The sequence below is a fragment of the Sessilibacter sp. MAH1 genome, from assembly GCF_054658315.1.
Genome location: NZ_BAAGIC010000017.1, coordinates 62868 through 76795, shown reverse-complemented (window position 1 = coordinate 76795; position 13928 = coordinate 62868). Strand labels below are relative to the sequence as shown.

At 42.0% G+C, this 13928-nt stretch carries 12 protein-coding genes; 7 read left to right on the top strand and 5 right to left on the bottom strand.

The genetic code is table 11. The annotated features are described in order from the left end of the window. The first annotated feature begins 25 nt into the window (after positions 1 to 25). Positions 26 to 919, top strand: coding sequence for a fructose bisphosphate aldolase (locus tag ACYQ28_RS15750; RefSeq protein WP_460051609.1), 894 nt, complete (start codon positions 26 to 28; stop codon positions 917 to 919). 158 nt (positions 920 to 1077) lie between these two features. Next, positions 1078 to 2265, top strand: coding sequence for an aspartyl protease family protein (locus ACYQ28_RS15745; RefSeq protein ID WP_460051610.1), 1188 nt, complete (start codon positions 1078 to 1080; stop codon positions 2263 to 2265). A gap of 126 nt (positions 2266 to 2391) precedes the next feature. Here ACYQ28_RS15745 and ACYQ28_RS15740 read toward each other — a convergent pair whose 3' ends face one another. The 3 genes from ACYQ28_RS15740 to ACYQ28_RS15730 all read right to left on the bottom strand — a co-directional run bounded on the left by ACYQ28_RS15740 (position 2392) and on the right by ACYQ28_RS15730 (position 5478). Further along, the gene (locus ACYQ28_RS15740) at positions 2392 to 3363 is read right to left on the bottom strand and encodes a hypothetical protein (protein ID WP_460051612.1); all 972 of its coding nucleotides are present in this window, start codon (positions 3361 to 3363) and stop codon (positions 2392 to 2394) included. A 230-nt stretch (positions 3364 to 3593) separates the two neighbouring features. Further along, entirely contained in the window at positions 3594 to 4436 is an 843-nt protein-coding gene (locus ACYQ28_RS15735) for a PoNe immunity protein domain-containing protein (RefSeq protein WP_460051613.1), read from the bottom strand. Positions 4437 to 4803: 367 nt separating this feature from the next. Beyond that, complete coding sequence (locus ACYQ28_RS15730) at positions 4804 to 5478, bottom strand: DsbA family oxidoreductase (RefSeq protein ID WP_460051615.1); 675 nt, start codon at positions 5476 to 5478, stop codon at positions 4804 to 4806. Between the two features lie 172 nt (positions 5479 to 5650). Between ACYQ28_RS15730 and ACYQ28_RS15725 the strand changes: the two genes are divergently transcribed. The 5 genes from ACYQ28_RS15725 (at position 5651) to ACYQ28_RS15705 (ending at position 12512) form a co-directional block, all read left to right on the top strand. Beyond that, positions 5651 to 7201: an alkaline phosphatase D family protein gene (locus ACYQ28_RS15725; RefSeq protein ID WP_460051616.1), complete on the top strand. Its 1551-nt coding sequence runs from the start codon at positions 5651 to 5653 to the stop codon at positions 7199 to 7201. Between the two features lie 430 nt (positions 7202 to 7631). Continuing rightward, positions 7632 to 8717 carry a helix-turn-helix transcriptional regulator gene (locus ACYQ28_RS15720; protein ID WP_460051618.1) on the top strand — a complete coding sequence of 362 codons (1086 nt, stop codon included), beginning with the start codon at positions 7632 to 7634 and terminating at the stop codon, positions 8715 to 8717. A gap of 226 nt (positions 8718 to 8943) precedes the next feature. Beyond that, a complete protein-coding gene (pip, locus tag ACYQ28_RS15715; protein ID WP_460051619.1) occupies positions 8944 to 9915 on the top strand; it encodes a prolyl aminopeptidase in 972 nt (323 codons plus the stop codon). 63 nt (positions 9916 to 9978) lie between these two features. Then, the gene (gene dtd / locus ACYQ28_RS15710; RefSeq protein ID WP_460051620.1) at positions 9979 to 10416 is read left to right on the top strand and encodes a D-aminoacyl-tRNA deacylase; all 438 of its coding nucleotides are present in this window, start codon (positions 9979 to 9981) and stop codon (positions 10414 to 10416) included. Positions 10417 to 11360: 944 nt separating this feature from the next. Further along, positions 11361 to 12512, top strand: coding sequence for an HD domain-containing phosphohydrolase (locus ACYQ28_RS15705; RefSeq protein ID WP_460164728.1), 1152 nt, complete (start codon positions 11361 to 11363; stop codon positions 12510 to 12512). Positions 12513 to 12667: 155 nt separating this feature from the next. On the opposite strand, the gene tatC is transcribed toward ACYQ28_RS15705, so the two are convergent. After that, positions 12668 to 13459: a twin-arginine translocase subunit TatC gene (gene tatC, locus ACYQ28_RS15700; RefSeq protein WP_460051623.1), complete on the bottom strand. Its 792-nt coding sequence runs from the start codon at positions 13457 to 13459 to the stop codon at positions 12668 to 12670. Further along, positions 13456 to 13899, bottom strand: a complete 444-nt coding sequence (gene tatB, locus ACYQ28_RS15695) for a Sec-independent protein translocase protein TatB (RefSeq protein WP_460051624.1) — start codon at positions 13897 to 13899, stop codon at positions 13456 to 13458. Before tatB ends, tatC begins: the two co-directional genes overlap by 4 nt. Positions 13900 to 13928 lie beyond the last annotated feature (29 nt).

Below are 13928 nucleotides of genomic sequence, written 5' to 3'. Positions count from 1 at the left end.
TTCAACGAATGGGAAGCGTTAAACTATGACCAGCTTTACTCAACAACTCGAGAAAATCAAAACGCAAAAGGGATTTATCGCCGCTTTGGACCAAAGTGGGGGCAGCACTCCTAAGGCGCTTCGCCTTTATGGAATCGAAGAAGATCAATACAGTGGCGACGAAGCTATGTTTGATCTTGTGCATCAAATGCGCACTCGCATCATTACCAGCCCTGCATTCACCGGTGAGCGTGTTCTCGGAGCGATCTTATTTGAAAACACCCTAGATCGCGAAATTGAAGGAATGCCATCGTCCGCGTTCCTTTGGAAAGAAAAAAATGTTGTTCCGTTTTTGAAGGTCGATAAAGGTCTTGCCGATCTTGAAAACGGCGTTCAACTCATGAAACCTATGCCAAATCTCGCTGAGCTACTTCAAAAAGCCAAAGCTCAAGAAGTGTTTGGCACCAAAATGCGTTCTTTCATTGCCGAAGCCAACGAAGAAGGCATTAAAGCAGTTGTTGAACAACAGTTTGAAGTAGGCTTACAAATTGTTGAAGCGGGATTGGTTCCAATCATCGAGCCTGAAGTAGACATCAAAAGTGCTACCAAGGCAGAAGCGGAAGAAATGTTAAAAGCAGCGCTTTTGGCTAAGTTAGATGCACTTGCCGATGATCAATTGGTTATGTTGAAACTCTCACTGCCAAGCAAACCGGGCTTCTACCAAGAATGTATCGATCATCCAAAATGCATTAAGGTTGTTGCCCTATCGGGTGGTTATAGCCGCGACGACGCCAACGCTAAAACCGCAGAAAACCCAGGCATGATCGCGAGCTTCTCGCGTGCATTAACCGAAGGTTTATCGGCGCAGCAAAGCGACGAAGAATTCAATGCATTGCTAGACAGTGCCATTGAGTCGATCTACCAAGCGTCTAGCACCTGATCGAATGCGATGAATTCAGTCACGATTTAATCAAAATTGTCTGAAATTTATTGGATGTTTTGAATGTCGAAAAGCCACATGAGTGTAAAAACCGTGTGGCTTTTTTGTAAGTAATAATTTCTCCGCCAGTAAATAATGTTTTTAAATTAGAAACCACTATGAAACGACCGACGATAACTGTGTTGAGTGTCTTATTACTCTCTTCTGTAGCGGTAAATATCTGGCAATATAAACACTCACTTAGCGTCGATGATCCAAAGCCTCAGGCTAAACTAACACCCAACAATTCTGCACACCCAGAGACCTCAAGTAAAACCGCTTCACGCACCGAATCGCTGACCATTTCTGAATTAGCATTATCTTGGTTTTTAGAATACCGCTTTGATGAAGCTTTCAAAGTATATGAGTTGATCGAAAGTACCGATGCAAAAGCGGCCGATCAGCTAAAAGCACAGTTCTTGGTGGCTGTAGAAAATAAATTAGCAAGCGGCGATAGCGAATACACCAGAAACGCCATTGACTATTGGTTGACACAAAATGCCTATGACGAAGATTTTTTGGCGTTAAAAGCAAAATTCTTTATTGCGCAAAACCAAATTGCCCAGGCCGTCGATATTTATTTTGAGCTGACAACACTAACCACATCCGAAACGCGGCTGCAAAGTTATCGCAAGAGCATTGAGCAGCAAGCCGAGCATTATATTGCTGAACTGGTAACACAAAAAAACTGGTTAGATGCCATCGCGTTTCTCGACCAACTAATTTGGCAAGAACCAGATAACATAGAGCATCTACTAACGTTGGCAAAAATATACATTGCCGCAGAAGACAACGAAAGCGCACGAATTCCCTTAGAGACTGCCAGTCATTTCCCAGAATACGAACTTGAAGCTCACAATTTACTGGCTTTAATTACACCCAAAGAACCCGAACCGGTAAAAGCCAATCGCCAACTCGCGAGATCGGAAATTCAACTGCAACCGCTCAATAATCACTTCTTGGTACCATTAACCATAAATCGTAATTCTCGAGTGTCGTTGCTAATTGATACCGGCGCTTCGCTAACGGTTTTGTCGCGACACAGCTTTAATCGGCTTAACATTGCCAATCGCGTTACATTTTTATCCACAGCACAAATGAATACCGCCGGCGGCATTGCTAATGCCGACATCTATCAAGTGGATAAACTCACCGTGGGAAATTTTAGTGTTGCAGATGCACAAATTGCCGTGATGGACTTGGGTGATTTGGGCGGAAGCGACGGTCTCTTAGGGATGAATTTTCTCGGGCAATTTAATTTCCAAATTGATACCGAAGACCATATTTTATCGCTGCGCCAAAAATAATCACGTTTATAAATCTCTGATTCATTTCGCAATGATTTAATCATGGGGGATTTCATCAGAGAATTATAAAGTAAGTTTTTTCGATAGCGTTATCTTAAATTAGACCAATATCTTAAATTAGACCAATTAACTTTTAAGAATAGTTACGCCAGATAGCTTTTGTAATTCATCAAGTTCAGAAGGCGTTACAAATGCCAATCCCGCTTCGGTACCAAATGAAACGGTATTAAATGCAACAAAGCGTCGCTGATTTTTATTTTGGTCTACAAGACAATTATTGATAAAGCTAACAATGTTTAAATCAACATAGTCTGTATCACCCTCAAGATTTGCAGAATACAATTTACCTTCAAGTTCGAACTCAATAACTCTAACACGATTCTCTTCACTGAAACCTATTGTGCTGGGTGAAAATTCGCCATTAGATAACTTTTCAAATATTTTCAGTAAATAAGCATAGTCTTTCACATCATCAACGGATTCTAAGTCAATTATTTGGTGCGAATCAGACAACAGTTCTTTAAAGGTTTTTTGATTGATATTCAATATGTTTGTTAAGTTTACGATGCCTGAATTTGAGCGGATTTCATCAAAATCGATAATGTCTGTGAGTTTGTTTGCGACAAAAACTTTATCTTCAACCCTATTTAATGAATGGGCATAGATTCCTTTAACGGATCCATTCTTTTCAAATATGTAAGCTAAGCCTGTATCTTTATCTGGAAGTTCTTTTGTCCACGCAAAGGTAAACGATTTATGTTCCTCCCAATTATAAGACATCGAATAGGAGGCCTCTTTATTGGCATTCAAAAGAATATTTTCTCCCTCAGGAGTCAACCATTTCGGAACTGCAAAATCTCCCAGTTTTGACGAGTTAATATTTTTTGAGTTTAATAAAAAATACTTCGCATTTAAAAACCAATGCGGGGGGCTTTTTGCTTTGCCAATTACATAAGTACTGTCGGGTTGTGCATCGATCAATTCATAGAGTATTTTAAGTTCTTCGGGCAGCTTAAATCCTAATTGGCGTTCTATTTTCTTTAGCATATTGCTCTTGAGTCCCAGTTGATCTTTTATTTTCTCTAATATCGATGTCATTAATAAGTTCTACTTTTATTAAAGTTGATTATTACAACCTCTGACTAACTCACTCATGATTTAATCAGAGGGCAGAAATTGAAAATGCGATTTCCAATTTTTTCACAATTTCTATGACTTAAAGTTCTTGAATAGAAAACTCTAGGTTAATCAGAGTTTCCTATTTAAGTTACCCTGTAGCGTATTTATTTGCCATGAGTTTTGGAGCACAAAACACGTCAATTTGTTATTTAATGATTATCCAAAAAATGCACCAGATCATAAGGGTAAAATTCGTGATCTTTAAAAGAGCTGTCATCGATATTAAAGAATTTTACTACTAAAGCAGCTTCCCAAGCCCAAAAACCTTGGTAATGGCTATCAATTGAATCAATTAAAGTTTTCCGGTCTTTTACTCTAATTCCTGCAAACACTCCTATTGAATGAAGGCCACGTAAATGGCCTATTAACCTCGGCCATTCATCTAGATACTTTTTCACCAACGCCGGGCGTTCATTTGTATCAGCATCAATCACTTGATCAAGCAAACCGAAGGTTTCCGGGTTCATACAGGTTTTAGCTACGATGCGATTCGGTTGATAATGTTTAATAATGGTATCAATTAAACGATCTTTTCCTGCACGCCCTAAAAATGGAGCCACTTTAGCAATTTTTTGTGTTTCACCACCGAAACAAATAAACCAACAAAGCCATGTATAAACTGAATGGTATCTGCACTCAGGTCCATCTCCGCGTAGACCACTGGTACGAGGAGTTTGATCTGTTAACAAATACATTTCTTCAAGATTGTGTTTTTTCATCTCTTGAACATAGAAAATATAATCATCCAACAGTGGCAATACTAACTCCTGCTGTATAGCCATTAAGTTATCGCCTCGGCTATAGCGTTTGGGAATCAATGTTTGCGGAAGTTCAATCAAAAAATTCGTCAAAGGGCTGATTTTTTGCACGCCGTGTTGCTCTCTTAAACAAGCCGCTTCATAACTCTTATGAGGGTTGAACTGCTTACACGCTTCTGTAAGTAGGGTTATTGATGCATCAAAAAATTCTTTTGATTCGTTCTTATCTCTCATTGGGTAGTTCCTTTTTTTATCTAACTTCCACGAATTAGTTTACGTTTAAATTTTTAGCATTATACGCGGATACTAATCAACGAGTTGCGAAAAAGAATTCTTAGATATTGAGAGTTATAAAAGGGAAAGCAGAATTTATGTGAGACGAGTAAACTAAAGAATTAAAAACAAATCGGCGTAACAGAAAGTAAGACGGGAAACTCTGATTAACCTAGAGTTTCCCCAGAGAACAGGATCTGTTGGTAGTTTCAAGAATGCTAAGAGATAGAGTTTGTGAAGACTTTAGAAATCGCGTTTTTCAACTACTTTTTTTTTGAGTACATCATAAAAAACGAAGCTGAGTTTCTGTAGTTAACACAAGCTGGGGTTAACACCAGCTGGCTTCGTCGGTTGGGTTGCGTAACAGCTCTTCGATATTTGCGCATAATATTCGGTAACCAACATTGCCAAATAATATTTGGCGACCGTTATCCAGAACATAAGAGGGACTGCCTTTTAAGCCTTCGGTTTTGGCTTGTTGGTAATCAGCCATCAGTTTTGCCATGGCGGTACCGTTATTTAATTCGATTTCTATGGCGTTAAAATCAAGGCCGTTATTGTGTGCCAGTGTTTTTAGAATATCCCAATCACCAATGTTTTGCGCATTACAAAAAAAGGCACGTCTGAGTTGTAAGGCATAATCTATAGAGGCATCCACACCGCAGGCGCTCTCAATGGCTTTTATCATTAAATGCGCAGGCGCCGAAGATTTTGGTCTTACTTTGGTCCAAATATCGGGGTGCACTTGTGCGTGTTCAAAATCTTCACTGCTGTGGCGAACATGCTCGGCAAAGCCGCAGAAGCCGCCGCGGTCTTTCCATTGGCGATTCATTTTGCCATCAACATCGCCGAAAACGTCCATATAGTGATAATGAATTTCGATTCGCTTACTGAGCTGCTGATTGAGTTCATCGATGCGTCGCTGGGCTATCCACGCCCAGATGCACAGTACATCGGAGTAATAATCAACGGTTAGAGGCGTATTTGAGGCGCTAGTGTTCATGGCGATTACCTGTGTTTTTCTCTATTTTACATAATTTAGATAAAAACGAAATAGGTTTTTTCTTTTGGCCGAATCCGTGGTTTTGTCATCTATCTCGTCTAAGGTAAGGTCAACTGTGAATGACAAAGCGATTACTTATTTTGAGTATCGGTTCTAAAATACGGAATGGGTTATGAATTTACCAAGACGATCATTGCTAAAAGCCGGTGTGGGTTTGTCGTTGTTATCAGGACCGATTACGGTGGCTTTTTCCAGAGCGAATAACAGGCCTTTAGTGAACGATGGTGTGCAGTGTGGTGAAGTTACGGCGAGTTCTGCGGTGCTTTGGAGTCGTTGTGATCGCCCTGCAAAAATGTATGTGGAGTACAGTTATTACCCCGAATTTTTTAACGGCACGCATTTACCGCCAATAGACGTATTATCGGTTTCGGATTTTACCGGCAAAATCCAGCTAACTCATTTGCTCAGTGATAAAACCGTCTATTACAAAATCACCTTTGCTGCGCTTGAGGATTTAAAAGCAACGTCAGAACCTGTATTTGGTCGCTTCAAAACAGCGCCTGTGACCGCACGAAATATTGCTTTTGCTTGGTCTGGCGATACGGTCGGGCAGGGTTGGGGAATTGATCCCGCGCGCGGTGGTTTTAAAACCTATCGTGCCTTAAACCAACACGAACTGGATTTCTTTATTCACAGTGGCGATACCGTTTATGCCGACGGCCCATTACAGGAATCCGTCCATTTAGCCGACGGCAGCACATGGCATAATTTAATTACGCCCGAAAAATTAAAAGTGGCAGAAACCCTAGAAGAGTTTCGCGGCCAGTGGAAATACAATTTTTTAGATACGCATTTTCGCGAGTTTAATACTCATGTGCCCACCTATTATCAGTGGGATGATCACGAGGTTATTAATAACTGGTCACCTTCAACCAATTTGTTGGACGACAGCCGTTATACAGAAAAATCCGTTCACGTTTTGGCGGCGCATGCCTCTCGGGCTTTTTACGAGATGACACCCATTGCATACGTTGCCCAAGAACCCGGTCGAATTTATCGTTCTATTCACTATGGCCCAGATCTCGACATTTTCTTTTTGGATCTACGTAAATATCGCGCGGGTAATGGTGAAGGTCTCGAAGCTGTGTCGGGCGACACCACGGTTTTATTGGGTCGCCAGCAGTTAGATTGGCTGCGTTCCGAATTAGCCAAATCGAGCGCAACATGGAAGGTCATTGCTTGTGACATGCCAATTGGACTGGTGGTTTGGGAAGATTGGAAAAATGCCAGCGGTGTTGAAGCCGTCGCAAATGGTGATAACGGTGATCCAAAAGGCCGCGAATTAGAATTTGCCGAATTGCTGAGTTTTATCGCAGAGCGGGAAATTCATAATACGGTGTGGTTGACCGCCGATGTGCATTACACCGCCGCGCATTTTTATAATCCCAAAAAGGCGGCGTTCAAGAATTTCTTACCTTTCTGGGAGTTTGTGTCTGGACCTTTGCATGCTGGCGGTTTTGGCCCTAATGTTTTAGATAATACCTTTGGCCCTGAAGTCGTGTTTCAGAAAACTCCACCTACAGCCAATAGTCATCCCGATCAAGGATTCCAATTTTTTGGTTTGGTGAATATTAATGCCGATACGAAAGCATTAACCGTTAGATTAATGAACAATGAAAATGTGCTCCAACATGAACAGGTGTTACTGCCGGTGTTAAAGTGATTTCCGTCGCAGATAAAATAGTCATAGATGTAGACATTGACTGCTGTTTTTTCCGAGCATTTAAGTAAAACAAAATCATCACAAATTAATTTTTAAATTCGACTGGTGTTTATTTTGCTTTTATTGAGGCATTTATTATCGGTCAGTTAAGCCATTTTTCTTACGAGATGTATTTCTGCAAGACATTGTGTTGAACTCAACGCGCCAGAAGATACAGAGCTCGACGAGTAGTTATTTCATAAAGTTATGTTTTTTTAAATTTTAGACTGATTTGTTATTGCACATATTATTTCGATTTTTGGTACGTTACTTTAGTTAGCGCTTTCTATCGATTTTTATGGGCTTTTGTTCATAAGCAACGTTGGCTCTTCGGTATCTGAAATATCGGTTCAATAGATTATTAATACACAATTTGGGTGATTTAAGGGTTATGAATAAACTGCAAAAAATACAGCGCATACATCAACTCTTTAAAACCCGACGTCGGTGGCTAAGTGCGTCAGATATCAGCAGTGATTTAAAAGCACCAGAATCGGAAGTATCGGAATTGCTTGCACAAATGCAGAGCTTTTTGTCGGCGCCTATTGAGTTCTCAGAACAAGAGCAGGGCTACCGTTACCGAGAAGGCGCCATCGCGAATTACAATTTGCCGGACTTCTGGTTGAGTGCCAGCGAAATCGTTAGCCTTTCTCGTTTACACAATAATTTTAATGGTTTGAGCCGCGGTTTGTTATCCGATGAAGTGGAGGGTTTCAAATCTCCTATTGAGCAGGCGCTGCGTGTTCGCAAGATAAACTCTGATCAGTTTTATGCACGCGTTAAATACATTCCTAACGTACAGGCGCGTACATTCGACGAGGTGTTCTCAATTATTTGCGCGGGTGTTTTAGAGCGGCGCCAGATTGCCATGCATTACAACAACAGTGACGGTAGCGTCAGTCATTGCACGGTATGTCCTCAATTATTGGTGCATCGTGAAAATGTCTGGATTCTTGAAGCCTGGTGCCACATGCATCGCGGTTTGCGCAGTTTCAATTTGTCTCGGGTTGGTAATGCTGAGGTTTTGAAATCAAGAAGCCGAGAAATTGCCCAGAAAAACCTCGATAAATACTTTGATAATCTATACGGCGTTAATCAACAGCGACCACAGTTGGTGGAGCTAAAATTCAGCGGCGACGCGGCCTACGAGGCTGCATCGCAGCTTTGGCATGTGGATCAAAATGGCTTCTGGCAAGACGGGCATTACTGTTTGCATCTGCCGTTGCAAAACGAAGATGCTTTAATCAAGCGACTGTTGCCGCTGCTTCCCAATGTACAAGTCTTACAGCCGCAAGCGTTAAAAATGCGCCTTCACTCAACCCTCACCCAAGCACTCAAACGCCTCGAAGAATTGACCGGTGATTCGGTAACCCTCCCCAAGACAGATGAAGCTCGTAGCAGCGGAGAAGTTGTGCACCAGCTGAACCCCAACGGAAAACGCAGCAAGTCCTTCCAAAAAACTCTTAAACAAGCCTGAGCTTGTGTTAATGGCTATTGTGTTGTGGTTTAAGAGCACAAGACAGAGTTAATCCCAGTTAGTAGCTATACTTCATCGAACAACGTGCATAACGGCGCTTTGAGTATTGCTACGCTGGTCATTCATCGAATTTTTAGACTCAGGTTTTTCAAGATTTGATCGTCGTTCGCTTTACTTCAAGAGTTTGTTGTAAGCTGCTTGTAATAACCCCTAATAAGGAACGCCGATGCTAGGTCTTTATCCCGATATCAAACCTTATAATCGCGACTACCTGAAAGTCGAATCGCCGCATGAAATCTACTTTGAGGAATGTGGCTCGCCGGATGGAATTCCAGTGGTGTTTGTACACGGCGGTCCCGGTGGTGGCTGTACCAGTGGCGATCGTTGTTTTTTTGATCCCGAAAAATATCGCATTATTCTGTTTGATCAGCGCGGTGCCGGTCGATCTAAGCCTCACGCCGAACTTGAAAATAACTATACACAAGGGTTAATCGCCGATATGGAGGCACTGCGTGAGCATCTTGGAGTGCAGCAGTGGTTAGTCTTCGGTGGTTCTTGGGGTAGTACTCTGAGTCTTTTATACGCACAAGCCTATCCAGAGAAGGTATTAGGTTTAATTCTTAGAGGCATCTTTCTCTGCCGTAAAAAAGACTTGGACTGGTTTTATCAAGGCGGCGCAGCGCATGTTTTTCCAGACTATTGGGAACATTTCTGTAAGCTCATTCCAGAAGAAGAGCGCGACGATTACATCAAAGCGTATTACAAACGCTTAACCAGCGATAACGAATTAGCGAAAATGGCGGCGGCTAAGTCTTGGTCTCAGTGGGAAGGTCAGTGCGCAACGTTACGTCCGAGCCAAGAAACCGTCGATCACTTTAGTGAACCTCATTTGGCCATGTCTTTGGCGCGTATCGAAGCCCATTACTTTATCAATGATTCTTTCATTGAAGAAAATCAGATATTGAACAATATGCAGGCCATCGAAAATATTCCCGGGGTCATTGTTCATGGCCGTTATGACATGGTTTGCTCCCTAGACAATGCCTATGAACTGTACAAACTTTGGCCCGAATCAGAATTAAAAATTATTCGTGATGCTGGCCATGCGAGCCGCGAGCCCGGGATCATTGATGCGCTGGTTAAGGCCACCAACGAAATGGCTCATAGAATTAACAAAGACTTAGATTCACCGGCATAATTATCCAGTGCGTTCATTGCAAAGATTACCGCCGTCGATTTTTTTGTGAAATAGGAATAGGTTGTGAAAGGATTAATTCAGCGAGTGACTCACGCGTCGGTCGCTGTCGATGGTGAGATTGTTGGTGAAATCCAACAGGGTATTTTGCTGTTGTTAGGCATCGAGAAAACCGATACCAACGAGAGTATTGATAAGCTCGTCGATAAAGTTTTAAAAATTAGGATTTTTTCCGATGAACAAGGAAAAATGAACAACAGCGTCGCGGATATCAACGGCGGTGTTTTAGTGGTGTCGCAATTTACGCTAGTTGCCGATACTAAAAAAGGTACTCGGCCGGGATTTTCATCGGCTGCGCCACCGGATATTGCCGAGCAACTTTATCGACAGTTTGTTGATAAAATACAGCAAAAACACGTCAATATTGCCACCGGTATTTTTGCCGCAGATATGAAAATCAGCTTATTAAATGATGGGCCTGTGACTTTTATGTTAGAGGTATAACATAAAAGAACCTCTGATTAATTCATTCCTGATGTAATCAGAGGTCTGAAATTGACACTGCGATTTCCAGTTTCTTCACACTTTAAATTACTTACCGCTCTTGAACTCGGCGATACATTCTCGTGTCGCGGGAGACTCTGGGTTAGTCAGAGTTTTCTTTATTTCTTAATTATCTGTATACGATATACGACTCCGACGATTTCTTTCTAACCGTAGACTGTAATAACTGTCAGGAAAGCGCAATCTTTTGGTGTATTTTGATTTATCAATCAAATTGCCAGTTTTCTTTTATTATCATTTGTAGTCTTATTTAGTCAGTTTTTAACCGTTGTTTATTGGTTCGAATAATTCATTTTATTTTCCATAATCGATTTATTCGTAACTGTCGTTCATGTTTTTAGAGCAAGCTAAATCGAACATTTGAATGAGCTGTTAAAAAGTTAAAAAAATAATCACGCTGAGCTTTTTGCGTTTATTTATTAATCGAAAAAAACGTAAAATTTTGACTTTTAATTTATACAGTTAATACTTTTTGTAATATTTTGTTATTATGGCTACGTACATAACTTGTAGCCTTTTGGGAAGATAACGAAATTGAAGCAGGATGCTCAGCGGTTGGAGGTTCCCACTCCAGCAGTATTTAAGCTTGCAAGTGTATGTAATCAAATTGATTAAGTGAATTCGAGAGTCAACTTTCGATGCGGTTGAATCCGCTGTTTCCGTCTTTAAATAGATGTGCGGTTCTGCGTTTTTTTTATCCTTATCGAGAGTATTTTTTAGCTCATGAATGTCTGTAGAGCTCCCCGAGATCCTTTTTTGGGTTCAACAAATAATTAGAAAAATGTGTGGGTAGGGGTAACGACAAGGATTAAAGTCGTCTACGAGTTCAAGCGCAAAATAACTCTTATTCATCGGTAATCGAGTTTTTATTTTCAGTGCTGCGAATGGAAATTGCTATGGCTAGGGCTTACCAAGAAACCATTTTTCAACTGCAAAGCCAAGAATTGTTGTTAAACGCTTCTATTTTGGTGTTTGTCAGTGATCCGCTATTACAAGACGAGTTGAAATCCTACGTTGAGGCTATACATGCCCTTAATGTCGATTTTATTGAGAGTGGTGATCAACTAGAACGCATGTGCCAAGTAAAAAATTATGACTTGGTGTATGTTGACGCTCAATTGGGCAGTGATTTAATTTCTCACAGTGTCGATGTCTTAAAAGCAGAGGCGAATTTTTCTGAATTGCCTATGCCGTTGTTATTTTTGATTGATAACCATTTCGAAGATACCTTCAATGAAAATATTTTAAATTTAATGGATGAAGTATTTTTTTCGCCATTAAATTTTCGTGATTTAGATTTTAGAGTTAAAAAACAACTGCAACGTCGTGTTGATGGCGCTGATGCTCAACAACGTTTAGACGTTTGTGAAGCTAAACTTCTCGATCGCACCAGACAACTGTACGAAACTCAGCTGAAATTAGTAGAAGTTTTATCTCGGAATTTAGAATCGAGAGGAGAAGCTCATCGCCACGATTACCTACCTTTGGTCGGACAGTACGCCGCAATTGTGAGTAGAGCGATGGGTTTAAGCGATGACGAATGTGATTTGTTGGAGCAAGCCAGCCCGCTGCATGACTTGGGTAATATCGAATTACCGGATGAGGTTTTGTACAAAAGCGGCCCTATGACTTCGGACGATATTACCTTACTCCGCTCCCACGTGAATATCGGTGCTCGTTTGCTGGCCAGCCAAGACGGGCAAATCATGCAAATGGCGGCAACTATTGCCCAGACGCATCATGAGCGTTGGGACGGAACCGGCTATCCATCGGGATTAAAAGGCAAAGAAATTCCGCTGTGCAGCCGTATCGTTGCGGTGTGTGATGTGTTTGATGCGCTCACATCTAACCGGCCCTATCGCCCGGGCTGGAGAGTTTCAAAAGCCTTAGAGTATCTTAAATCGAATGCTGGCCGATTGTTCGACCCCGACGTCGTAAATAGCTTTCAGTCGGTTTTTAACGAGGTGTTGGCTTGCCGTGAAAGCGCGTTTGGCGTAACCCGCCAAGAGTACCGAGCCAGCTGTGAGTTGAATTAATCCGTCTTACGGCTCAGTGATTCGTACCCTGAGCCGTTTCTCTTCGTGTTTAGCTGTCTAGTTTGTCTGAACCTTTCTCTCGTCCAAAAGACCTCTTATCGAAAGCCTCTTTGCCTAAACAATACCGTCAAGTACAAAATAGACGGGCTTATCGTTTAGTGAAGATCTGCACTTTTCTCTTCTAGATTTTCTTCGCTGTCTGCGTCTGTCTGACGAGGTTTAATAAATCGTCCGAACAGAATGCCAAGCTCGAATAGCATCCACATGGGAATGGCTAACAGTGCCTGTGAAAAGATATCCGGTGGAGTCATCAACATACCAACCACAAAGCAACCTACGATCACGTAGGGACGCTTGTTGGCTAAGGTTTTTGCATCGGTAATGCCTGCCCAGATTAAAAGCACCGTCGCGACAGGGATTTCAAAGGCAAATCCAAAGGCAAAGAATAATTTGATGACAAAATCGAGGTAAGAACTCATGTCGGTCATCACTGTTACGCCCGCCGGGGCGGCGCTGGTGAAAAACGCGAAAATCAGCGGAAAGACCACATAATAGGCGAACGCCATTCCGGAATAAAAGAGTATGACGCTTGAAATCAGTAGCGGAATGGCAATGCGCTTTTCATGCTTATAAAGCGCTGGCGCTATAAACGACCAAAGCTGAAACAACAAAAACGGCATGGCTAAAATAACCGCCGCAAACATGCTCATTTTAAACGGTGTTAAAAATGGCGCGGCCACACCCGTGGCGATCATGCTGGCGCCTTCGGGCAGATAGGTTTTTAACGGTATCGAGATGTACGCGTAGATGTCATTCGCAAAGGCGAATAGCACACCAAATACAACCAGTATCGAAAGAACACCCTTGAGCAGGCGATTGCGCAGTTCAACCAAATGAGCAACCAGCGTTTGCTCACGATCCTTGTTAATGTTGTCGTAACTAGTCATGGTTGCGACTTGGTTGCCTCGGTATTGCTTGCGGGTAGGTGATTTTCTGAACCAGATGCCGCTTTGTTTTCGGGTTTATGGCTTGGGTTTGTTGTAGTACTTGGGTTTGTTGTAGCACTTGGGTTTGTTGTAGCGGCGTCGTTGGGCAGCAGGGTGTTTTGCTCAGATGGATTTGCAAAGGTATCTTCTTTGAGTGTCATATTGAGTTCACGGCGAGTATCTTCGAGTTTTCGCAAGACCTCTTCATTGTGCAATTGACGACGAATATCGTCGGTGCCCAGTTGCCGCTCAAGTTCTAAACGCGTATCACGCATGCCGCGCTTGATTCTGCCCACCATGAGGGCGATATCGCGCAGCGTTTGCGGTAGGCGCTCGGGACCAATCACCAGCAGACCCACCACCGCAATGATAAGAATTTCAAAAAAACCAATATCAAACACAAAAGTGCTCCCTGAAGCTTTAAAAAGCG

What these genes read in the sequence shown, in the direction of transcription:
- pip (WP_460051619.1), top strand. Translation starts at nt 8,944, where the DNA reads ATGCTAGGTCTTTATCCCGATATCAAACCTTATAATCGCGACTACCTG.
- ACYQ28_RS15745 (WP_460051610.1), top strand. Translation starts at nt 1,078, where the DNA reads ATGAAACGACCGACGATAACTGTGTTGAGTGTCTTATTACTCTCTTCT.
- ACYQ28_RS15730 (WP_460051615.1), bottom strand. Translation starts at nt 5,478, where the DNA reads ATGAACACTAGCGCCTCAAATACGCCTCTAACCGTTGATTATTACTCC.
- tatC (WP_460051623.1), bottom strand. Translation starts at nt 13,459, where the DNA reads ATGACTAGTTACGACAACATTAACAAGGATCGTGAGCAAACGCTGGTT.
- ACYQ28_RS15750 (WP_460051609.1), top strand. Translation starts at nt 26, where the DNA reads ATGACCAGCTTTACTCAACAACTCGAGAAAATCAAAACGCAAAAGGGA.
- ACYQ28_RS15720 (WP_460051618.1), top strand. Translation starts at nt 7,632, where the DNA reads ATGAATAAACTGCAAAAAATACAGCGCATACATCAACTCTTTAAAACC.
- ACYQ28_RS15735 (WP_460051613.1), bottom strand. Translation starts at nt 4,436, where the DNA reads ATGAGAGATAAGAACGAATCAAAAGAATTTTTTGATGCATCAATAACC.
- ACYQ28_RS15740 (WP_460051612.1), bottom strand. Translation starts at nt 3,363, where the DNA reads ATGACATCGATATTAGAGAAAATAAAAGATCAACTGGGACTCAAGAGC.
- ACYQ28_RS15725 (WP_460051616.1), top strand. Translation starts at nt 5,651, where the DNA reads ATGAATTTACCAAGACGATCATTGCTAAAAGCCGGTGTGGGTTTGTCG.
- ACYQ28_RS15705 (WP_460164728.1), top strand. Translation starts at nt 11,361, where the DNA reads ATGGAAATTGCTATGGCTAGGGCTTACCAAGAAACCATTTTTCAACTG.